General features: G+C 62.2%; 19 protein-coding genes. 9 read left to right on the forward strand and 10 right to left on the reverse strand.

The genetic code is table 11. From position 1 onward, the window contains the following. The first annotated feature begins 254 nt into the window (after positions 1-254). Entirely contained in the window at positions 255-530 is a 276-nt protein-coding gene (locus tag EET67_RS07800; protein WP_128625604.1) for a hypothetical protein, read from the forward strand. Positions 531-1,794: 1,264 nt separating this feature from the next. Here the strand turns inward: EET67_RS07800 and EET67_RS07805 are convergent. The 4 genes from EET67_RS07805 to tpiA all read right to left on the reverse strand — a co-directional run bounded on the left by EET67_RS07805 (position 1,795) and on the right by tpiA (position 6,045). Continuing rightward, complete coding sequence (locus tag EET67_RS07805; protein WP_165899826.1) at positions 1,795-3,423, reverse strand: CTP synthase; 1,629 nt, start codon at positions 3,421-3,423, stop codon at positions 1,795-1,797. Between the two features lie 145 nt (positions 3,424-3,568). After that, complete coding sequence (locus EET67_RS07810; RefSeq protein WP_128625606.1) at positions 3,569-4,510, reverse strand: L,D-transpeptidase; 942 nt, start codon at positions 4,508-4,510, stop codon at positions 3,569-3,571. A gap of 206 nt (positions 4,511-4,716) precedes the next feature. After that, positions 4,717-5,139: a preprotein translocase subunit SecG gene (gene secG / locus EET67_RS07815; protein WP_128625607.1), complete on the reverse strand. Its 423-nt coding sequence runs from the start codon at positions 5,137-5,139 to the stop codon at positions 4,717-4,719. A gap of 141 nt (positions 5,140-5,280) precedes the next feature. After that, positions 5,281-6,045, reverse strand: coding sequence for a triose-phosphate isomerase (gene tpiA, locus EET67_RS07820; RefSeq protein ID WP_128625608.1), 765 nt, complete (start codon positions 6,043-6,045; stop codon positions 5,281-5,283). 211 nt (positions 6,046-6,256) lie between these two features. Here tpiA and EET67_RS07825 point away from each other — a divergent pair, with 211 nt between their 5' ends. The 6 genes from EET67_RS07825 to lexA all read left to right on the forward strand — a co-directional run bounded on the left by EET67_RS07825 (position 6,257) and on the right by lexA (position 12,532). Beyond that, complete coding sequence (locus EET67_RS07825) at positions 6,257-8,146, forward strand: SurA N-terminal domain-containing protein (RefSeq protein WP_128625609.1); 1,890 nt, start codon at positions 6,257-6,259, stop codon at positions 8,144-8,146. Between the two features lie 5 nt (positions 8,147-8,151). Beyond that, positions 8,152-9,162, forward strand: a complete 1,011-nt coding sequence (gene trpD, locus EET67_RS07830) for an anthranilate phosphoribosyltransferase (RefSeq protein ID WP_128625610.1) — start codon at positions 8,152-8,154, stop codon at positions 9,160-9,162. 4 nt (positions 9,163-9,166) lie between these two features. Next, entirely contained in the window at positions 9,167-9,973 is an 807-nt protein-coding gene (trpC, locus tag EET67_RS07835) for an indole-3-glycerol phosphate synthase TrpC (protein WP_128625611.1), read from the forward strand. Then, positions 9,966-10,454, forward strand: a complete 489-nt coding sequence (gene moaC / locus EET67_RS07840; protein WP_128625612.1) for a cyclic pyranopterin monophosphate synthase MoaC — start codon at positions 9,966-9,968, stop codon at positions 10,452-10,454. Before trpC ends, moaC begins: the two co-directional genes overlap by 8 nt. Before the next feature lies 1 nt (position 10,455). Further along, a complete protein-coding gene (locus tag EET67_RS07845) occupies positions 10,456-11,661 on the forward strand; it encodes a molybdopterin molybdotransferase MoeA (RefSeq protein WP_128625613.1) in 1,206 nt (401 codons plus the stop codon). Positions 11,662-11,812: 151 nt separating this feature from the next. After that, entirely contained in the window at positions 11,813-12,532 is a 720-nt protein-coding gene (lexA, locus tag EET67_RS07850; RefSeq protein WP_128625614.1) for a transcriptional repressor LexA, read from the forward strand. A 155-nt stretch (positions 12,533-12,687) separates the two neighbouring features. Here lexA and EET67_RS07855 read toward each other — a convergent pair whose 3' ends face one another. Next, complete coding sequence (locus tag EET67_RS07855; RefSeq protein ID WP_128625615.1) at positions 12,688-15,144, reverse strand: ComEC/Rec2 family competence protein; 2,457 nt, start codon at positions 15,142-15,144, stop codon at positions 12,688-12,690. 159 nt (positions 15,145-15,303) lie between these two features. Here EET67_RS07855 and gltX point away from each other — a divergent pair, with 159 nt between their 5' ends. Then, positions 15,304-16,728 (forward strand): glutamate--tRNA ligase, encoded by a 1,425-nt coding sequence (gene gltX / locus EET67_RS07860; protein WP_128625616.1) that lies wholly within the window; start codon positions 15,304-15,306, stop codon positions 16,726-16,728. A gap of 165 nt (positions 16,729-16,893) precedes the next feature. Beyond that, positions 16,894-18,183: a citrate synthase gene (gltA, locus tag EET67_RS07865; RefSeq protein ID WP_128625617.1), complete on the forward strand. Its 1,290-nt coding sequence runs from the start codon at positions 16,894-16,896 to the stop codon at positions 18,181-18,183. A gap of 46 nt (positions 18,184-18,229) precedes the next feature. Here gltA and lpxB read toward each other — a convergent pair whose 3' ends face one another. From lpxB to lpxD, 5 genes are read right to left on the reverse strand one after another with little or no spacing between them, the layout of a single operon-like run. Then, positions 18,230-19,411: a lipid-A-disaccharide synthase gene (lpxB, locus tag EET67_RS07870; protein WP_128625618.1), complete on the reverse strand. Its 1,182-nt coding sequence runs from the start codon at positions 19,409-19,411 to the stop codon at positions 18,230-18,232. Then, complete coding sequence (locus EET67_RS07875) at positions 19,408-20,313, reverse strand: LpxI family protein (protein WP_128625619.1); 906 nt, start codon at positions 20,311-20,313, stop codon at positions 19,408-19,410. Before EET67_RS07875 ends, lpxB begins: the two co-directional genes overlap by 4 nt. Next, the gene (lpxA, locus tag EET67_RS07880; protein WP_128625620.1) at positions 20,288-21,121 is read right to left on the reverse strand and encodes an acyl-ACP--UDP-N-acetylglucosamine O-acyltransferase; all 834 of its coding nucleotides are present in this window, start codon (positions 21,119-21,121) and stop codon (positions 20,288-20,290) included. The genes EET67_RS07875 and lpxA overlap by 26 nt, the downstream gene beginning before the upstream one ends. Continuing rightward, positions 21,121-21,588, reverse strand: coding sequence for a 3-hydroxyacyl-ACP dehydratase FabZ (fabZ, locus tag EET67_RS07885; RefSeq protein ID WP_128625621.1), 468 nt, complete (start codon positions 21,586-21,588; stop codon positions 21,121-21,123). Before fabZ ends, lpxA begins: the two co-directional genes overlap by 1 nt. 5 nt (positions 21,589-21,593) lie before the next feature. Beyond that, a complete protein-coding gene (lpxD, locus tag EET67_RS07890) occupies positions 21,594-22,640 on the reverse strand; it encodes a UDP-3-O-(3-hydroxymyristoyl)glucosamine N-acyltransferase (RefSeq protein ID WP_128625622.1) in 1,047 nt (348 codons plus the stop codon). Positions 22,641-22,657: the final 17 nt, after the last annotated feature.

Below are 22,657 nucleotides of genomic sequence, written 5' to 3' on the forward strand. Positions count from 1 at the left end.
TTGGCATGTGCCTCAAAACGGCCAGTGGTTCAAGCGCCCCCATCTTGCATCAGCCGCGAGCCCTCCATTGCGCTCACGATCGGTTGAACCGCGCGCGTCCGGCCACACGCCAATTTGAGGACTTCGTTAGCCGACACACTGTTCACAAAACGCACGCTGCAAGCTGCATCCCGTTCACATATTTACGCTGCATCGGATGACGCAAACGTCACCGGCAAGATTTTTGAACCAAACAGGAAAACAGGAGATTTATCATGAACAAGATCGCACTCGCTCTCGCGGTTGCCCTTTCCACCGTCGCCGGCTCGGCTTTCGCCTATGACGATGCCGCGCCCGCCTCGCTGATCGAAAACCCGGCCACGGCCACGATTGCCACCACCGCGCTGCCTGCCTCCGCCCGTTCCGGCGATGCCGCTCCGGCTTCGGTCGTCGTCAATGCTCCGGCCGCTGTCGATTACTCGTCGTCCGCCGCCATCGGCGCCAACGAGCCGCTTCTGGTCAGCCCGCGTGTTCTGGGCGGCAGCAACTAAGCTTTACGGCTAGTTCAACAAAAAAGGGTGGCAGGCTCCGGTCTGCCGCCCTTTTGCTATGGTTATCCGGTGCTCGATCACGCCCTGTCCGGTGAAGCTGCAAAGCCTGGCAAGCCACCCATCCGCGCATTGTGCATCCACACCGACTCCCACTCACAATTTGCCCCGCCCTTAAGCTGCCTCGCTGCGCTCGTCGCTGGCGGGGGCCCGAATGGCCAGGCGCAGGCCAAGGGTGCGGCTTTCCATCGCCACGCCCGCAAAATGCGTCTGGTGGTCCTTGCCCCGCCCTCTCCACCTTGCTCCGCCCCTCTCCGTCTCGGCTTCGCCTCGACACCTCTCCCCAGAGGGGCGAGGAACCCAGGTCTTGAAAGGTCTTAGCCACAGTTTTCCATTGCCACGCCCGCTTTCGCGTCTGGCCATTGTCAAAGAACATGGGAAGACGGGCGGCACGGGACACGCTCATCTTATTGTAATTTCGTGCGGTCCTTCGGCCGCCCGTCCGGTGTTCTTGCCTTGAGCGCGGGAGACAGCATTCCATCATGCCGGCAAAGCCGCCCTCCAAGGCCCGGACCTGAGGGCTCATCACCCAGCAACGCCACCATCGCGTCACCGATCCGGCACCGTCCCCTCCACGCTCATCCGGTTCATGACCCGTGTTCCCGCGAGGGCGATGCGGGGATTATGAGGGCACAAGCGCAAGGCGGGGATGAGAAAGTGCCGCGTGGGTGGGCAAAGGCAGGTGTGGCAAGGGGTTGCGGGCCGGGGTGGATGGATTCTGTCCACGCTTTCGGGGCGCATGCCTTCTGCGCGGCGGCGACTGTCGTCGCGGTCATGGAATGGATCCCCGAGTTCCAGCGGTTCGCTGCGCTCACCACCGGCCTCGAGGATGAGGAAGGGAAAGGGGAAAGGTCCCCCTCACCCGGCCTTCTGCACAAGCCACTGGCTCTAAAAGACAGGGCAGCGGCTTCTGGAAAAAGCGGCGGGAACCCGCGGGATGCCTAGGTCGTGAACTCATAAATCTGGTCGAAATGGTGTGAGGCCATCTGGCAGGATACGAGGAGCGAAGGCGCAGGAAATGTCGATCATTTTAAAGTCCTTCGCGACGCTGTAGCCGGCCAGAGGGACCACATCCGAAGGACGCCGAAACGGCTTCGAGCTGCGGCGTCGAAGCCCTTGGCCGATGAATCACATCGACCGGCGGGCTTCTCCTGGCATCTCATCGCCGTTTCAGGCGCCATTTCGATCATATTTATGAGTCCACGACCTAGACCAGCCGGCTCTGTTCCACTGCTGCTTCAATGAAGCTGGCGAATAGCGGGTGCGGATCGAGCGGGCGGCTCTTCAATTCGGGATGATACTGCACGCCGATGAACCAGGGATGGTCGGCATATTCGACCGTTTCCGGCAGCACGCCGTCCGGCGACATGCCGGCAAACCGCAGGCCGCACGCCTCCAGCCGGTCCTTATAGTCGATATTGACCTCGTAGCGGTGGCGGTGACGCTCGGAAATCTCGGTGCCGCCGTAGATTTCGGCGATCTTGGAGCCTTCGCTGAGCCGGGCCTCATAAGCGCCGAGCCGCATGGTGCCACCAAGATCGCCGGCTTCGCGTCGCTTTTCGAGCATGTTGCCCTTGAGCCATTCCGTCATCAGGCCGACGACCGGCTCCTTGGTCGCGCCGAATTCGGTCGATGAGGCATTCTCGATGCCGGCAAGCGACCGGGCCGCCTCGATGCAGGCCATCTGCATGCCGAAACAGATGCCGAAATACGGCACCTTGCGCTCTCGCGCGAATTTTGCCGCAAGGATCTTGCCTTCGGCACCGCGCTCGCCGAAGCCGCCCGGCACCAATATGCCATGCACCTTCTCCAGCCACGGCGCCGGGTCTTCTTTCTCGAAGATCTCCGATTCGATCCAGTCGAGCTTGACGCGCACCCTGTTGGCCAGGCCGCCATGCGACAGCGCCTCGATCAGCGACTTATAGGCATCCTTGAGGCCAGTATATTTGCCGACGATGGCGATGGTGACTTCACCTTCCGGATTGTGGATGCGCGCCGCCACGTCTTTCCACGCATCCAGCCGCGGCTTCGGCGCCGGGTCGATGCCGAAAGCGGCGAGCACTTCCGAATCCAGCCCTTCCTTGTGATAGGCGGCCGGCACGTCATAGATGTGGCCGACATCCAGCGCCTGGATGACGGCGGATTGGCGCACATTGCAAAACAGCGACAGCTTGCGGCGCTCCTCGGCCGGGATCGGCCGGTCGGCCCGCACCAACAGCACGTCAGGCGCAATGCCGATCGAGCGCAGTTCCTTGACCGAGTGTTGCGTAGGCTTGGTCTTCAACTCGCCGGCCGTCGGGATGTAGGGCATCAGGGTCAGATGCACATAGACGGCATTGTTGCGCGGCAGGTCGTTGCCGATCTGGCGGATGGCTTCCAGGAACGGCATCGCCTCGATGTCGCCGACCGTGCCGCCAATCTCGCAAAGCACGAAATCGAAATCGTCATTGCCGCCGAGCACGAAATTCTTGATCTCATCGGTGACGTGCGGGATCACCTGCACGGTGGCGCCCAGATAGTCGCCGCGGCGCTCGCGCTCGATGATGTTCTTGTAGATACGCCCGGTGGTGATGTTGTCCTGCTGGTTGGCCGAACGCCCGGTGAAGCGCTCATAGTGGCCAAGGTCCAGGTCGGTCTCCGCGCCATCATCGGTCACGAACACCTCGCCATGCTGATAAGGCGACATCGTGCCGGGATCGACATTCAGATAAGGATCGAGCTTGCGGATGCGCACGCGATAGCCGCGTGCCTGCAGGAGGGCCCCAAGGGCTGCTGCGGCGATGCCTTTTCCAAGCGAGGAAACCACGCCGCCGGTGATGAATACATATCGCGCCATGGGAATTATCGCTTATCGCCCCGGGATTGATTCCGCCAGTGGAAAAACGCCCCGTTGCGTCTTTTCCCGGCATGATTTTCATCGGGCTCATTAGCCCAAATAAAAAGGGCCGGCAAAACCGGCCCCTGAGAAATGTCGGCCTGCATCACATTACGACGACGTTCGTGCCCATTTTGACGCGCCGATAGAGATCCATGACATGGTCATTGACCATGCGGAAGCAGCCATTGGAGGCACTGGTGCCGATGGTTTGCGGCTGATTGGTTCCATGGATACGCAAATAGGTATCCTTCTTGCCCTGATAAAGGTAGATCGCGCGGGCGCCAAGCGGATTTTCGGGGCCGCCGGGCATGCCGTCCTTATACTGGCCGTATTTCTTCGGCTCGCGCTTCTGCATGTCGAGCGTGGGAATCCAACGCGGCCATTCCTGCTTGTCACCAACCGTCGTCGTTCCCTTGAACTGCAACCCTTCGCGCCCGACCGCGATGGCATAGCGGCGCGCGGTAGAAGAGGATTCGACCAGATAGAGATAACGCGCCGAGGTATCGATGACGATGGTGCCGCGCGGATAGCCGGAAAACGCCACCGATTGGGGCTCGAAGTCGGACTTGACCTTGAAATTCTTCCTGGCTTGCTTCTGTTCGAGCGCGGCGTCGAGCGCGCGGGTCTGCGGCAGCATGCGCGGCGAAGCCGGATCGCCGCCGAAAAGCACCGAGAGGAAGCCGCCCTGCGGCCGGTCCGATCCCTCGCTGCGCAATTCGCCATTATTGCCGGTCTGCGCGATGGTTGCGGGATCATCCAGGACGATTGCAGCAGCCGCAGCCGCGCCAGCCTTGGGCTTGCTGCTTGTGGCCTTTGCCAACTTCTTCTGGTCGTTGCCTGCCTTGGCCTCGGCCGCCCTTTTCTGCCTGACCTGTTCCTTGGCCGTCAGCTTCTTCTTGACCGTCTTATCCTTGGCCTCGGCATCGTCTGTCTTGGCGTTGGACGGGAACAGATAGGTTTTCGTCGGCGTGGTGTCGGCGTGGGCTGGAATCGACATGCCGATGGCAGCGCAGAGGCCCAAGAGAATGAGACCGCGAATGTGCATTATGACTATCCCGATATTTCGATATTGCGCGGCAACGCAAATTCATGCGGTGCGATGTGCCGACACTGCCGCTGCGGGATTTATAAGCAATTAACGTTGAAAATCTCAAGCGAGCCGTGATGTGCCAAGGCCGGTTTTCGGCTCGCAGAATCGTATTTGCATTTACTGTGCCTATTACACAACAGGCACAGTATCGGCATGGCGCCTTACTGGTTCGGAACCTGCGGTGCGGCAGGCTCGGCCGGCGCAGTTGCCGGCGGCGTGGCGGCAGGTGCGGAACCCTCCTCGCCCGCGGGAGGCGTGGCCGGTGCGCCGCCGAGCTGGTCGAGAACGCCACCGCCTGTGCCCTGGCTGGGGACAGTGCCCTCCTGCGTGGTCGGCACGCGGTCGAGAATGTCGGTCGGCCGCTCGCCATAACGCGCAATCAGCGACAGCGTCAGCGAGGTGACGAAGAAAACCGCCGCAAGAATAGCGGTTGCACGCGTCAGCGCATTGGCAGCACCACGCGCCGTCATGAAGCCCGAACCGCCGCCGATGCCCAGACCGCCGCCTTCCGAACGCTGCATCAGGATGAGGCCGACGAGCGCCAGAACGACCATCAGATGAATGACGATGACTACGGTTTCCATGACTTCACCTGGATTTGGCGGATTTGCGGGCGCAAGGCGCGTCGCTTGATGTGGAGGCGGCTCAATACAATGCTTTCATGGCATTTCCAAGCCCGTGCCCGAATATGGGATCAGCGACCTGCATTGCAACGAAAAAGCGGATCACATCGCTTGATAGGCTTCCGCGATGCCGAGGAAATCGGCGGCCTTCAGGCTGGCGCCGCCCACCAGGGCTCCATCGACATTTTCCACCGACAGCAACTCGACCGCGTTCGATGGCTTGACCGAACCGCCATAAAGAACGCGGACCTTGCCTGCTTCTGAACCGAGCTTTTCGGCAAGCCGGGCGCGGATATGCGCATGGGCTTTGGCAACATCGTCCACGGTCGGCGTCAAGCCGGTGCCGATCGCCCAGACCGGCTCATAGGCAACGATCATATTGGCGGCGGTGGCGCTGGCCGGCACCGAGCCTTCGATCTGGCGCGAAAGGACCGACAGGGTCGCGCCGCTTTCGCGCTCGGCCTGGGTTTCGCCCACGCAGATGATTGCGACCAGCCCTGCCCGCCAAGCGGCTTCGGCCTTGGCCCTCACCGTCGCATCGTCCTCGCCATGGTCCGTCCTGCGCTCGGAGTGTCCGACGATGACATGCGAGGCGCCGGCATCCTTCAGCATCTCGGCCGAGATGTCCCCAGTGTGGGCGCCGCTTGCCTTGGCGTGGCAATCCTCTCCGCCGAGGCGAACGGGCGTGCTGGCAAGGATTTCGGCGGCGCGCGTCAACAGCGTCGCCGGCACGCACAACAGCGCTTCGGTATCGGCGTCGAGGCCACGCATGAAGCCGTGCCCGATCTCGCGCAGTTCGCCAAGCGAGGCGCTCGTCCCGTTCATCTTCCAGTTACCGGCGACCAACGGGCGAATTCCTGGCGTCATGGTTCACTGTCTCCTGTGATGGTGGCGATGATCTCCTGTCTCCCTATCAAAAACGAGGCGCAAAGCAATTGTCGAAGGCGCGCAAAGCGACGCAGCGGGCGGGAAATCGGCAGGCTCGGCGTGCATATGCGCATTGAGTTTTGAAACCGAGGGGGCTATTGCCGATGGTTCGGACACTCTACACAAAGACAATCAACAACCGGACCTGATTATGCTTGATAGCTTGCGCAAAGCCGCTGGAACCTGGGTCGCAAAGCTGCTGCTGATGCTTTTGGTGGCAAGCTTCGCGGTCTGGGGCATTTCAGATCAGATCATCAGCGGCGGTGGCAGCAACAAGGTGGTGACGGTCGGCGACAGCTCGGTTTCCACGACGGAATACCGGCTGGCTTACGACCGCCAGGTCAATGTGCTGTCGCAACAGTTCGGGCGCCGCCTGACGCGCGACCAGCTCACCGCCCTGGGCATCGACAACCAGGTGCTGGCCCAGCTTGTCGCCGGCGCGGTGCTCGACGAGCAGGCGCGCGACCTCGGGCTCGGGCTCTCCAAGGACAAGCTGGCTTCGCTGACGGCGGAAGACCCGGCATTCCAGGGACCGGACGGGCGCTTCAACCGGCAGCAGTTCGATTACGTGCTGCGCCAGGTCGGCATGCGTCCCGACGACTATTTCAACAGTCGAGCCCAGATGGCCGTGCGCCAGCAGATTATCGAGGCGGTGTCAGATGGGCTGAAGGCCCCCGACACCTTCCTGCGCGCCGTCGCGCTTTATAATGGCGAAGACCGGACAGTCGATTATCTGGTGTTGCCGAAGGCACTGGTGGAGCCGATCAAAGCACCCGCCAATGACGTGCTTTCGGCCTGGTTCGAAGAAAACAAGCAGGACTACGCCGCGCCGGAATATCGCAAGATTTCCTATATCAAGCTGGAACCGGAAGACATAGTCGATGAATCCTCGGTCAGCGACGAGCAGGTGCGCGAGGATTACGAAAAGAACAAGGATCGTTTCACGACGCCTGAATCCCGCACCATCGAGCAGATCGTGTTCAAGACGCCCGAAGCGGCGCAGGCGGCACGCGATTCCATCGCCGGCGGCGCGACCTTCGAAAAGATCGTTACGGCCGAGGGCAAGACCATGGCCGACACCAGCCTGGGAACGCTGACCAAGGACAGGATCGCCGACAAGGCGGTGGCCGAAGCAGCCTTCGCACTTGCCGAAAACGAAGTTAGCCCGGTGGTGCAAGGCGCGTTCGGCCCGCTTTTGCTGCGCGTCACCGAGATCAAGCCGCAGACGGTGAAGTCGCTTGCCGACGCTTCGGCCGAAATCCGCAAGGAACTGGCGCTGGCCGAGGCAAGCCGCGTCCTTCTGGAAGTGCACGACGCCTATGAGGACGCGCGTGCCGCCGGCGAATCGATGAAGGAAGCAGCCGACCGCCTCAAGCTGAAAGTCGTCACCATCGACGCCATCAGCCGCTCGGCACAGGCGCCCGACGGAACCGTGATCAACACATTGCCGCAGTCGCGTGACCTGCTTCAGGCCGCCTTCGAAGCCGAGACGGGGGTCGAAAACCCTCCCGTGAATATCGGCTCGAACGGTTACGTCTTCTATGAAGTGGAAGGCGTCACAGCCGCCCGCGACCGCGCGCTGGACGAGGTCCGCGAAAAGGTTGTCGCCGACTGGACCAAGGCCGAAACAGCAACGCGGCTTGCCGCCAAGGGCGAGGAACTGCGCAAGCGGGTGAAGGATGGCGCTTCGCTTGACGTGCTGGCCGGAGAATTGTCGCTGGAAAAGCAGACCAAACGCGGATTGAAGCGTGGAACCGATGATGCCGATTTCGGTGAGGCCGGCGTTGCGGCGGCATTCAGCGTCGGCGAAGGCAGCGAGGGGCTGGTTTCGGCGCCCACCGGCGATGCGCAGATCCTATTCAAGGTAGTGGAATCCTTCGAGCCTGCAGGTGCCGGTCCGGACTCGGTGCCTGAGGATGCCCGCCAGCAGTTTGCCGCCGGCATGTCCGACGATCTTCTCGACCAGCTCGTCGCGCAGCTTCAGGCTCAGTACAAAGTCACGATTGACCGCAACGCGATCAACCAGGCATTGGCTTTCTGACCACGATGAGCACGCTCAAACCACATTTGGCCAAAGTCGCCACCGGTACCGCCCTCTCCTACGAGGAAGCGCGCGAGGCGTTCGACATCATCATGTCGGGCGATGCCACGCCCGGCCAGATCGGTGCCTTCCTGATGGCGCTGCGCGTGCGCGGCGAAACCGTCAGCGAGATCATGGGCGCGGTTGCCACCATGCGCGACAAGATGCTGCGCGTGGAGGTGCCGGAAGGTGCCGTCGATATTGTCGGTACCGGCGGCGACGGCTCGCACAGCGTCAATATCTCCACCGCTTCGGCTTTCGTCATCGCCGGCTGCGGTGTACCGGTCGCCAAGCACGGCAATCGCGGCCTGTCCTCGCAGACCGGTGCTTCCGATGTGCTGACCGCGCTCGGCGTGAAGATCGACCTCGAACCCGACCTGATCGGCGCTTGCGTGCGCGAAGCGGGCGTCGGCTTCATGTTCGCGCCCGCGCACCATCCGGCCATGCGCCATGTCGGCCCCACGCGCGCCGAACTTGGCACGCGCACCATCTTCAACCTGCTCGGCCCCCTCTCCAACCCGGCCGGCGTTACCCGCCAGATGGTCGGGGTGTTTTCGCCCGAATGGGTGCGGCCGGTGGCCGAGACGCTGAAGGCGCTGAAGGCCGACCGCGCCTGGGTTGTGCATGGCGACGGCTTTGACGAAATCACCACCACCGGCGAAACGCATGTGGCCGAACTTGTCGGCGGTACATTGAAGAGCTTTGTCCTCACTCCGGAACAGGTCGGCCTCAAGCGCTATTCGCGCGAGGACCTGCGCGGCGGCGATGCGGCCTTCAATGCGCAGGCGCTGCGCAACATGTTGTCGGGGGCACAAGGCGCCTATCGTGACACGGTGCTGATGAATGCCGGCGCCGGCCTGGTCGTCGGCGGCCATGTGGCCACGCTGGCCGAAGGCATTGCCGCTGCGGCCGCCGCAATCGACAATGGCCGCGCGCTTGGCGTTCTCGACGCATTGGTCCAGGTTTCGAACAGGTAGCTGCGTGACCGACATTCTGCGCAAGATTGAAGCCTACAAACGCGACGAGATCGCCGCAGCCAAGGCACGGTTGCCGCTGGCCGAGCTGAGCGCACGCGCACGCGACCTCGCGCCGCCACGCGGCTTTCTGGCCGCATTGCAGGCCAGACGGGAGGCAGGCAAATTCGCGCTGATCGCCGAAATCAAGAAGGCCAGCCCCTCGAAAGGGCTGATCCGCGCCGATTTCGACCCACCATCGTTGGCGCAAGCCTATGAGTTGGGCGGCGCTGCCTGCCTGTCGGTGCTGACCGATGCTCCTTCATTCCAGGGCGCGCCGGAATTCCTTACCGCCGCCCGGGATGCCTGTTCGCTGCCGGCGCTGCGCAAGGACTTCATGTTCGAGCCCTATCAGGTCTATGAGGCCCGCGCCTGGGGCGCCGATGCGATCCTCGTCATCATGGCGAGCCTGGAAGACGACGACGCCAGAAGGCTCGAAGACACCGCTTTCGAACTGGGAATGGATGTGCTGGTCGAGGTCCATGACGAAGCCGAAACCGAACGCGCGCTGAAGCTTTCCTCGCGGCTGATCGGCATCAACAACCGCAACCTGCGCACATTCGAGGTCAGCCTGGAAACCTCCGAGCGCCTGGCGACGCTGGTGCCCGATGACCGCCTGCTGGTTGGCGAAAGCGGTATCTTCACCCATGCGGATTGCCGGCAGCTCGAGCACGCCGGCATCGGCACCTTCCTGGTCGGCGAAAGCCTGATGCGGCAGGAGGACGTCGCTGCTGCCACCCGCACGCTGCTGACCGGAGCAAACGGGCATGGCTGACAAACCCGCCCTCACCCACCTTGGCGCCGACGGCCAGGCCAACATGGTCGATGTCGGCGAAAAGGCCGAAACGCAGCGCACCGCAATTGCCGAAGGCACCGTCACCATGCAGCCGGAAACGCTGCGAATGATCCGCAATGGCGACGCCAAGAAAGGCGACGTGCTGGGCACCGCGCGGCTTGCCGGCATCATGGCAGCCAAGCGGACCCATGAATTGATCCCGCTTTGCCACCCACTGCTTCTGACCAAGGTTTCGGTCGATATCGAGATGGACGAGGCACTGCCCGGCCTGCGGATCAGGGCGCTGGCGCGCGTGAGCGGCAAGACCGGCGTTGAGATGGAGGCGCTGACGGCGGCATCGGTTGCCTGCCTGACCATCTACGACATGGCCAAGGCGGTGGATCGCGGCATGGTCATTTCCGGGATCAGGCTGATCGAGAAGACCGGCGGCAAATCCGGCGACTTCCGGGCCGGGGATTAGAATGGCGCTGCTTGCCGTCAACGAAGCGCTGGAGCGGCTTCTGGATGGGGCAGAGCCGAGCGAATCCGAAACCGTCGCGATTGCCGAGGCTGCCGGACGCGTGCTTGCCGAGCCGCTGACGGCCCGGCGCACCCAGCCGCCTTTCGATGCATCGGCCATGGACGGCTACGCGGTGCGGGCGCAAGATGTGGCTCGCCTGCCTGTCACGTTGCGGGTGATCGGCATTGCCCCGGCGGGGAAACGATTCGCAGGGGTGGTTGGCCCCGGTGAAGCGGTGCGCATCTTCACCGGTGCGCCGGTTCCCGAAGGAGCCGATACGGTCGTTATCCAGGAAGACACCAGAAAGCTCGACGAAAACACGGTCGAAATTGTCGAGGCGCCGGCCAAAGGCCGCCATATCAGGCGGCGCGGGCTGGACTTTCGCGAGGGCGATGCCCTGCTGGACAAGGGCCGGCTGCTTGACGCGGCCGCGCTGTCGCTTGCAGCCGCCGCCAACTATCCTGCCCTTCCAGTGGTGAAGCGGCCCTTGCTGGCGATCATCGCCACCGGCGACGAGCTGATGCCGCCCGGCAGCGACACCGGCCCGGACCAGATCATCGCCTCCAACGCCTACGGCGTCGCCGCCATTGCCGAGGCGGCCGGCGCGCGAGTGCTCGACCTCGGCATTGCACCGGACCGCAGGCAGGCAATCGCCGCGCTGGTGCGACGCGCCGTCGATGAGGGAGCCGACGTGCTGGTCACGCTTGGCGGCGCCTCGGTCGGCGATCACGACCTGACCCATGCCGTGCTGACCGAACAGGGCATGGAACTGGACTTCTGGAAGATCGCCATGCGCCCCGGAAAGCCGCTGATGTTCGGCCGGCTTGGACGCACCCGCTTCATCGGTCTACCCGGCAATCCGGTGGCGAGCCTGGTCTGCTCCTATCTGTTCCTGAAACCGCTGCTGGCGCGGCTGGGCGGGCGGCACTACGCTCCTGACACGCTCCGAGCCAAGCTTGGCGCTCCCCTGCCCGCCAACGACCGGCGGCAGGACTATATCCGCGCCACCCTGCAGGACGGTCCGGAAGGTCTGCTGGCGACGCCCTTTATCGTCCAGGATTCCTCCATGCTGAAAGTGTTTGCCAACGCAAATGCCTTGATCGTGCGCGAACCGCATTCTCCGGCCGCAAACGCCGGAGATTCCTGCACCGTGATCAGGCTGCGCTGACCGCTCCAATGTCTTGCGAATAGCAGCCGGCAAATGTTTTTGGTTTCCGTACCCTTAACGGATTCATTAAAATTTAAACAGTTGCGGAACACAAATGGAACAGATAGTGTTTGTTCTGGTTTTGTTTTGTATTTGATTCCGTGGGGCTGCAATGCTGACGCGCAAACAACATGAGCTTCTACTGTTCATCCATCAGCGGATGAAGGAAACCGGAATCCCCCCTTCCTTCGATGAGATGAAGGAAGCGCTCGACCTTGCCTCCAAATCGGGAATCCACCGGCTCATCACCGCGCTGGAGGAGCGCGGCTTCATTCGCCGGCTGCCCAACAGGGCACGCGCCCTGGAAGTCCTGCGGATGCCCGAATCCATAGCTCCGGGTCTTGCGCCGCAGCGCGCCAAGTTTTCACCCAGCGTCATCGAGGGCAGCCTTGGCCGCCGCGAAGCCGAGCCCTCACGCCTGCATTCGGCCGGAAACGACGATGCCGGCGCATCCATATCGGTTCCGGTGATGGGCCGGATCGCCGCCGGCGTGCCTATCGACGCCATCCAGCACAAGACCCATTCCATCTCAGTGCCGCCTGAAATGATTTCCGGGGGCGAGCATTATGCGCTCGAGGTCAAGGGTGACTCGATGATCGAGGCCGGTATCTTCGACGGCGACACGGTAATCATCCGCAATGCCAGCACAGCCAATCCGGGCGAGATCGTCGTGGCCCTTGTCGATGAGGAGGAAGCAACGCTGAAGCGGTTTCGCCGCAAGGGAGCTTCGATTGCGCTGGAGGCGGCCAATCCAGCCTATGAAACCCGTATTTTCGGCCCCGATCGCGTCAAGGTGCAGGGCAAGCTGGTCGGTCTGATCCGCCGCTACTAGGGCATTTTGCAGCCAAGTGAAATCACTTGGCGTTGCACAAATCCTGCAAAATTAAACAGATAGGGTGGTTCACCTGACGGAGTCCTTGAACCGCTCCGGCCGATTTACGCAAATTCCGGACAGGAAACGCCCTCCACTTATCGTGGAATTGCTCTCTAAGGCACGGTGCTGGTCGCTGGCGGCATGATTTCTGCTGGTCTGTTGGCGGTCGACATGGGTTGTTTTGGTGTCGTCGCTGCGACAGGCTGTTTTCGCTGGTAAGGTGGCAAGCCACGCGCGGCACGCGAGAAACGGCGCTGTGTGTGCCAAGGCCGGTAGGGCTTGGCGAGCGCGAAGCGGACTTTCACGCCTTTTTCCGAATCGGACGAAAGATAGATGGCAGCGCTGCCGAACTGCGCCAGATCACGCAACGTGACCACCTCGGCGATGCTGTTGCGGCACATTTTCCGGGCGGTGGCATCGGCCACCACGATCAGGGTGGCTTGATCGCATAGGCTGCGCGCCGCCTCAATCGTAGCCGCATGGGCGATGAGCGAACCGGAGGGGTGGCGTGCGGCACATAATGCCTCGTCGCAAACGAACCCTATGCCCGGCGGCATCTCCGGGATTGTGGCCGGCGGCAATTCGGTAGCCGTGGCCTTGACAGGCTTGATGATTGTTTCCGCGCGCAAAGCGCGTTGCCAATTCTCGATCGTGAACTCGCCTGGCCTTGGGCGATTGATCGCAAGTTGGCCGCTGCCGGTTGCCAAGGCGATCAGCCGGCCATCTTCCGAAATGAAGGCATCCGGCGTTCGAACTGCGCCAAGCATCAACAAGCCGATCAGCACGAAAGGCAGGGCTACCAGCCGCAGCCAAGTGGTCGCCATCGTCGCAAGGATCAGGGCAATCGTCAGGAACACCAGCGCATAGACCGAGACGAGACCGACGGCATCGATGGGCGTGCGCTCGGAAAACCACTTCGACAAGGCGATCATGACTTTGAGGCCCTGGCCCATCACCGCAAAGAACGGCTGATCGAGCCCAAGCGTCATGGCGATGGAACCGGCAACGCCGAACGGCATGACGACAATCGAGACCACCGGCATGACCGCAAGATTGGCAACAAGGCTCAATGGCGACACGCGCTGGAAATGATAGGCGCCGAACGCGGTCGTTGCCAGGCCGGCGACGACGGAGGTCACTGCAAGTCCGATGACGACACCGCCGAGCTTTCGCACAACCACGCCAGCCTTCGATTGATGGTCCGCCGCAGAGCGGGATTTTCCGGATCGGCGCTCCGACCACAGCGCATAGGCGCCGACAAGGGCGGCGGTGGCGGCAAAGGACATCTGGAAACTGGGGCCAACGACTTCATGCGGAGCAATTGCAATCACGATGATAGCCGAGATCGCCAGATTGCGCATGGTCAGTGCCGCGCGATCGAACAAAAGCGCAATCAGCATGATCGCCAGCATGATGAAACTGCGCTGGGCCGCGACTTCCGCGCCCGAAATGAAAAGATAGAAAGCAAGCCCGACCAGCGCGATAGCCGCAGCATATTTCTTGATTGGATGGCGCGAGGCAAATCCCGGAAAGCATGCGAATATTGCACGCAGTGTGCCCATGACGGTCCCGGCAACCAGCGCCATATGCAGGCCCGAAATCGAGATGATGTGGTATATGCCCGAGCGCCGCATGGCTTCGTTGATGTCTTCGGGAATACCGGCCCTGACGCCGACCACGAGCGCTGCGGCAATCTCGCCTTCCGGCCCGCCAATATGGCCGCGGATGCGCCCGGCGATACGATTGCGGATATCTTCGACCCAGATCGAGAATCGCGCCACGGCCGGAACCGGCGCCGTTTGAGAAATGAGTTCCGGACCGCGCAGGAAAAACCCGCTGGCGCCGATACCGTCGAAATAGCTTTCGAACGAAAAATCATAACTCCCTGGGCGGACGGGACCGGAGGGCGGCAACAGCCGGACCAGCCCGGTAACTTCCGACCCGGCACGCAGATCCGGCGGGATCTTACGCGCCGACACCCGCACCCGCTCCGGCGCGTAACGCAGCACCGGGCGTGCCGTCCCCGTCACGTCCATCGTCAGCCGCACGCGTCCATTGGCCATATAGTCGAGGCTCAGAACACGTCCGGTCAATTGCGTGGAGATTTCGCTTCCAAGCATATTGGTGCCTGCACGCCAAGTTTCGGCCTTGGCGAACAGGGCGCCGATCAGGCAACGCAACATGCCCGCAAGGACAAAGCGCACGGCCTGCCGCTCGGCAGGGAGGAAGTGCCAAATCGCTGCAATAATGCCCCCGCAGCCCGACAACGGAACCCACGCGGGTTCCGCCGCAAGGTTGAAATAGACTATTGCCCCAAGCGCCAGGAAAACAGGAATGAGCAGGAAGGCTGTGCCACGCTCCTGCTCGACGGTGACGGCAAGACGCAACGCATGAGCGGCGCCGGTCGCCGTCAGTATATAGCGGCTGCCGGAAACAGGAGATCGGATCAGATCGCCAGTGCGGGTGGATACCGGCGGCAAGCGGGTGGTGGCCTCAGCAGGCAGGTCATTTGCCGAATAGCCGAGTAACGCTCTCTCGCTTACCTCGCTAGCGGATGTTTCCTGTGCCATCCGGCGTCCCGACCGGGACACGGCCGACCGCGCCCTTGCAGGCACCGCTCAGCCACGCCCCTCCCCCTTGCACCACTGACCCTCTATGCTACATGAAGCCCACCAAATTGCCATGCACGGCGCATGCCGTTGCTGCGGCCTCTTTTCCTCGGAAGCATCATGTCCAACAAAGTCGTCACCCGCTTCGCCCCCTCGCCCACCGGCTTTCTGCATATTGGCGGCGCGCGAACGGCACTATTCAACTGGCTTTATTCGCGCCACACCGGCGGCAAGATGCTGCTTCGCATCGAAGACACCGATCGCGAGCGCTCGACCGAAGCTGCCACAAGCGCCATTCTCGATGGCCTGTCCTGGCTGGGCCTGACCTGGGACGGCGATCCGGTATCGCAATTCGAGCGCGCACCGCGCCACCGCGAAGTGGCGGAAGAACTGGTGCGGATGGGTAAGGCTTACTATTGCTACGCCTCGCCCGAAGAACTCAATGAAATGCGCGAAAAGGCGCGGGCCGAAGGCCGCCCGCCGCGCTATGATGGCCGCTGGCGCGACCGCGACCCGTCCGAGGCGCCGGCGGGGGTCAAAGGCGCAATCCGCATCAAGGCGCCGACCGAGGGCGAAACCATTGTCCACGACCGCGTGCAGGGCGAGGTCCGCTTTCCCAACAAGGATCTGGACGATTTCATCATTTTGCGGTCGGACGGCAACCCGACCTATATGCATGCGGTGGTGGTGGACGACCATGACATGGGCGTCACCCACATCATCCGCGGCGACGACCACCTGACCAATGCGGCACGCCAGACCGTGATTTACAACGCACTGGGATGGGACGTGCCGGTCATGGCACATATACCGCTGATCCATGGTGCCGACGGGGCCAAGCTTTCCAAGCGCCATGGCGCACTCGGCGTCGAAGCCTATCGGGCCATGGGCTATCTGCCTGCCGCGTTGCGCAACTATCTCGCGCGCCTAGGCTGGAGCCACGGCGACGACGAAGTGATGTCGCTTGAAGACATGATCAGCTGGTTCGAGATCGAGGACGTCAACAAAGGGGCGGCACGGTTCGACTTCCAGAAGCTGGAGGCGCTGAACGGTGTCCATATGCGTAGGATGGACGACGCCGAACTGCTTGAGATATTTGTCGCCACCCTGCCCTATCTGGAGAACGGGGCGCCGATTGCGGGCGGGCTGGATGACGAGCGGCGGGCGCAGCTTCTGGCAGCCATGCCGGGGCTGAAAGAGCGCGCCAAGACGCTGGTGGAACTGGCAGACGGTTCAGCCTTCCTGTTTGCGCAGCGGCCGCTTGCCGTGGACGAAAAAGCTGCACCCGTTCTGGGCGAACGGCCGCGCACTGTGTTGAAGGGTGCGCATACCGCTCTTGCAGCACTTACCGGCGAGTGGAACGCGGCTGCGGTGGAAGCTGCAATTCGTGAATTTGCCAATGAAAATGGACTCAAGCTCGGGGCGGTCGCGCAGCCCCTGCGGGTAGCACTGACCGGAAAAACCACCTCTCCGGGTGTATTTGATGTGCTGGCGGTGCTCGGCCGTGACGAAAGTCTTGGACGCATTGCCGATCAAATCGATTAACGCGTTTTGACCTTATAATTTCCCATTGAAACCGCACTGCTGCAGTGCAACATTGCCGCCGCCAAACTTGGCACGGCTTGGGAAATGCGATAGCAGAAGCGCATATTTTTGAAGCGGCTCTATACCGGGCCGCAAGAACAGTGGACGGGCACGAAGGGAGTTGCGATGACCGAATCTACAGCAAAACTGGAATTTGGCGGCAAAACCCACGAGTTGAAGGTTCGAAGCGGATCGGTGGGCCCCGATGTCATCGACATCGCCTCGCTTTACAAGGATACCGGCGCTTTCACCTACGATCCGGGCTTCACTTCGACGGCCTCCTGCGAATCGGGAATCACCTTCATCGACGGCGACCAGGGTATATTGCTGCATCGCGGCTACCCGATCGACCAGTTGGCCGAACATGGTGATTTCCTGGAAGTCTGCTACCTGCTGCTCTACGGCGAATTGCCGACCAAGGCGCAGAAGGACGATTTCGACCTGCGTGTCACGCGCCACACCATGGTGCATGAGCAGATGACGAAGTTCTTCAGCGGCTTCCGTCGCGATGCCCACCCCATGGCGGTCATGTGCGGCGTCGTAGGCGCGCTGTCGGCCTTCTATCACGACTCGACCGATATTTCAGATCCGCATCAGCGCATGGTGGCCTCGATCCGTTTGATCGCCAAGATGCCGACCATCGCTGCCATGGCCTACAAATACTATATCGGCCAACCTTTCGTTTACCCGAAGAACGAGCTGAATTTCGCGGCGAACTTCCTCCATATGTGCTTCGCGGTTCCCTGCGAGGACTACAAGGTCAACCCGGTTCTCGCCCGCGCGATGGAACGCATCTTCATCCTGCATGCCGATCACGAGCAGAACGCCTCGACATCGACCGTGCGCCTCGCCGGCTCGTCGGGCGCCAATCCGTTTGCCTGTATCGCCGCCGGCATTGCCTGCCTGTGGGGCCCGGCCCATGGCGGCGCCAACGAGGCTGCCCTCACCATGCTGTCGGAAATCGGCCATGTCGATCGCATCCCGGAATTCATCGCCCGCGCCAAGGACAAGAACGATCCGTTCCGGCTGATGGGCTTCGGTCATCGCGTCTACAAGAACTATGATCCGCGCGCCAAGATCATGCAGAAGACCACGCATGAGGTTCTGGGCGAACTCGGCATCAAGGACGACCCGATGCTGGACGTGGCGATCGAACTCGAACGGATCGCACTGACCGATGAATATTTCATCGAAAAGAAGCTTTATCCGAATATCGACTTCTATTCCGGCATCACGCTCAAGGCACTCGGCTTCCCCACCGCCATGTTCACGGTGCTGTTTGCGGTCGCCCGTACCGTCGGCTGGATTTCGCAGTGGAAGGAAATGATCGAGGACCCGCACCAGCGGATCGGCCGGCCACGCCAGCTTTATACCGGCGCGACGGAACGCGACTACGTACCGATCGCCAAGCGCTGAAATCGGCATATGCATTTGAAAAGGCGCCCTTGGGCGCTTTTTTGCATCAAGAGCCAGCCTTATGGCCTTCTATCTTGGCAAGGATCACCTTGGCAGCTATCTCGCCTGCAGGCTTGTCCGTCGCCATTCGCCGCGCCACTTCAGAAAATCCGTCTTTCTGCCAGCTTCGGAAGGCTGTATCGGCAAACAAGGCTTCCAGGTGACGCGCAAGATTCTGGGGCCGGACATAGCGGTCATAGAATTCCGGCACGATCGGCCGATCGGCGATGAGGTTTGGCAACAGTGCCGACCAGACCGTGATCATACCCTGCAGGAGCCTGGCGATCGGATCGAGCCTGTAGGCGGAGACCATGGGCACGCCGGCGAGCGCCAGTTCCAGTGAAACAGTTCCGGACGCGATCAACGCCGCATCGGCTTGCCCGAATACCTGCCATTTGCGCGCGGCATCCGTCTCGATTTCCGGCTTGTCTTCCCAGTTCGCAACGGACTGGGCAACGAGATCGGCAACATGCGGAACCGTGGGCAGGACCAGCCGCAATCTGTGACCGCGCGCGCGCAGGATGGAAACCGTCTCGGCAAACGGTTCGATCAATTTCCGCACTTCGCCACGGCGAGAGCCGGGCAGCACGAGCAAGGTCTTGACGCGGTCATCCGACAGGTCGCGTGGCAGCGCCTGCGCCTGGCGGGCCGCCAGCACGCCAGCATCATGGCTGAGGCGATGGCCGACATAGGTGCCGGGCGGGCCGCCCAGACGCTCCAGCTCGGCAACTTCGAACGGCAATATGCACAGCACATGATTGACATAAGGGCGCATCGCGCGTGCCCTGCCCGGCCGCCATGCCCAGACACTGGGGCATACATAGTGGACGATGGGAATGGCGGGAGCGGCAGCGCGGACCTTGCGGGCCACGCGCAACGCGAAATCCGGGCTGTCGATGGTGATGAGGCAATCGGGCTGCACTTCGACAATCGCCCTTGCTGTCTGGCCGATCCTGCGCATGAGGCGCGGGAGATCCCGCACGATTGCGGCCACGCCCATCAAGGCAATTTCGCCGCCGTCGAACAACGGTTCAAGCCCGAGCTCCTGCAGATGCCTTCCACCGATGCCGACAAGCTGGATGTCGCGCCCCGTCATCTGCCCGAGCGCGCGAACCACATCGGCGCCGAGCAGATCGCCTGACTCCTCGCCCGCCACGATTGCGACCTTCAAGGGGGCAGCCGCCGTCATTCGGTGCCGCCGGGTGCAAGGCCGACAACAAACAGGCCGAGTTCATCCGCCCGTTCGACCATGCGGCCAAAGTCGAGAACCAGCGAGCCACCAGCTTCCACGCCGATGCCGGCCAGGCCGGCGGCATGCGCCCCCTCCACGGTAGCTGGCCCGATCGCCGGCAGGTCGGCGCGCATTTCCTGGCCCGGCTTGGCGCATTTGACGAGAACGCCACGTGTCTTTCCGGCCAGCCGGCCATGGCCGCGCATGCCGGCCACTCGCGCCAGCAACTGGTCGGTGCCCTCGATGCCTTCGAGCGCGATGGCGCGCCCGCCGATCGCAACCGCGCCCTGGCCAATGTCCAGCGCGCCGATCGCGCGGGCAGCAACCAGCCCGGCCTCCAGATCGGCCCAATCGGCCTTGCGTGGCTGCGTGCGCGTCATCGGCCCCTCTTCGGCAAGAAGATCAGGCACTATCTCATGGGCACCGACAACCTTGAACCCGTAACCCTCAAGTCCGCGTACGAGCGCCCGCAGAAGTCCGTCATCGCCCTTGGCAAGCGCGGCAATCGCCCTGGGAAGCAGCGACAGCAGGGACAGCCTGGGACGGACGGCGCGCCAGTTCGGACGTCGCTCGATGCCGCCGGCAAGGACGACATGGGTGATGCGGTGGCGCTTCAGCAAGGGCACCAGGCCACCGAAATCCTCCAGCGGCAGGGTCTCATGGTCATAATCAGCCAGTCCGGTATGGGGTTCGGTTTCACCCTCGATATGGACGATAAAGGGAGAGTGGCCGGCAGCGGCCAGGCCCTGGGCGACATTGACCGGCAATCGGCCATGGCCGGCGACGATGCCGACCCTGTCGCCGGCGGCAAGCTTTATCCGCAGTCCCGCCGCGTCAGTCCTGATCGTCGGCGTCGTCATCGACGGCACCCTTCAGCGGCGGCACGGCATAGTGGCGCTTTCCTCGCACGGCGATGAAATCGACAATCTTCATGGCACCGGGCGAATCGGCGAATTCGGCGCGCGCGATCTCGATATTCTCGCTGACCGGTTGGGCCGGATCGAAGATCGTCTTGTAGGCGCGCCGCAATGTCATGATCTCGGCTTTCGACATTCCCGACCGCCGCAGCCCGACAACATTCAGGCCACGAAGCTTCGCACGGTTGCCCATGGCAATCGCGTAAGGGATCAGATCGCCCACAAGCATGGAACCGCCGGCAAGGAACGCCCCCTGGCCGATACGCACGAATTGATGGACCGCGCTCAAGCCGCCTATGCCGACATTGTCGCCAACCTCGCAATGGCCGCCAAGCGTAGCGCCGTTGGTCAGGGTGACATTGTTGCCGACGATGCAATCATGCGCGACATGCGAATAGGCGAGGAAATTGCAATTGTCGCCGATTGTGGTGGCGCCGCGAGCATTGTCGGTGCCGATATGCATCGTCACGAACTCGCGGATGATGCAATTGGCGCCAACCGTCAATGTCGTGCGCCCGCCCTTGTGGCTCTGATTTTGCGGCGGGCCGCCAAGCACGGCCTGCGGATAGACAATTGTGTTCGCGCCAAGGGTCGTGGCTCCGATGACCGTGACGTGGCCGACAAGCTTCACGCCGTCATCGATGACCGCATCAGGGCCGATATGGCAGAGAGGGCCAATATGAACACCGGAACCGATGCTGGCGCCGGTTTCGATGACAGCGGAGGAGTGGATGAATGTTTGCTTTTGCATCAGGCCGTGGGGGGCGACATCATCGCCGAAATTTCTGCTTCAGCCGCCTTTGCGCCATCGACGAGCGCTTCGCAAGCAAAACGCCAGATATTTCCGCGCTTCTTGACTTTATTCACATGGATGTGAAGGCGGTCGCCAGGCACGACCGGACGCCGGAATTTCGCATTGTCGATGGTCATGAAATAGACAAGCGACGGCTTGTCCGTGTTCTGGCTCTTGATGCAGATGGCGCCGGCGGTCTGTGCCATCGCCTCCACGATCAGCACGCCCGGCATGACCGGCTGTTCGGGAAAGTGCCCCTGGAAATGGGGTTCATTGATCGTGACATTCTTGATGCCGACCGCGGAATTGTCGGCATCGATATCGATGATCCGATCCACCAGAAGAAACGGATAGCGGTGGGGCAGCAGTTTCATTAAACCAAGGATATCCACTGCCTCAAGCGTGGACAGCGCTTCTTCAGCCATTGATCTCACTCTTTCGGTTTTGTTCTGGAAGACAGCTTGCGGATGGCGGCAACGTCGCGCATGAACTCCATCATCGGCCGCGCGGGCAGCCCGCCCCATACTTCGCCGGCCGGCACGTCATTCATGAAACCGCTTGCCGCCGCCAGCCTTGCTCCGCTGCCGATCGTCAGGTGATCGGCGAGACCGACGCGGCCGCCCATCATCACATAGTCACCGACGGTTACCGAGCCCGAAATCCCGCAATGGGCTGCAATCACGCAACCGCGCCCGATGCGCACATTATGCGCGATCTGCACGAGGTTATCGATCTTGGTGTTCTCGCCGATAACAGTGTCGGCCATGGCGCCACGGTCGACAGTGGTGTTCGCGCCGATCTCGACATTGTCCTGGATAACGACGCGGCCGATCTGCGGCATGCGCTCGGGCCCGAACGCACCGGAAACAAAGCCGAAACCATCCTGGCCGATCCTCGCGCCGCCATGGATGATGACGCCATTACCGACAAGCGCATATTGAAGGGTGACGCTGGGGCCGACATAGCAATTGCGGCCGATCTGCGATGACGGTCCGATCACTGCGTTGGGAGCAACGATGGTGCCACTGCCGATGGCGACATTCGCACCGATGACGGCACCTGCTTCGACAATGACATTGTCTTCCAGGCGAACGCTTTCCTCGACATGGGCGAGCCTGGACACACCGGTTTCCCCGGTCATCGGCTCGGGCATGGCAGCGGCCGGAAAGAGCAAGCGCCCGATCTGGGCAAATGCCGCCTGCGGTCGCGGCGTTACCAGAACGGCCATGCCTGAAGGAGCAAGATCGGCGACATCGGGCGTGCATAGAAGAATCGCCGCGCGCAGTGCCTTCAAGCCACCGGCATTGCGCTTGCCCTCAACGAAGACGAGCGCTTCGTCTCCCCCCTCGCCCACTGGAGCGATGGTCGAGATCTCGGTTTGCGCATAGCTGGGATCAACGAATTCGGCGCCGGTGAGATTCGCGATCTCTAGCGCCGTATAGCGGCGCGACGGCACGAAAAAGACCGGGTCGGACATGTGAACCTTTTCTTCCG

The organism is Borborobacter arsenicus (assembly GCF_003934165.1).
Classification (GTDB): domain Bacteria; phylum Pseudomonadota; class Alphaproteobacteria; order Rhizobiales; family Rhizobiaceae; genus Pseudaminobacter; species Pseudaminobacter arsenicus.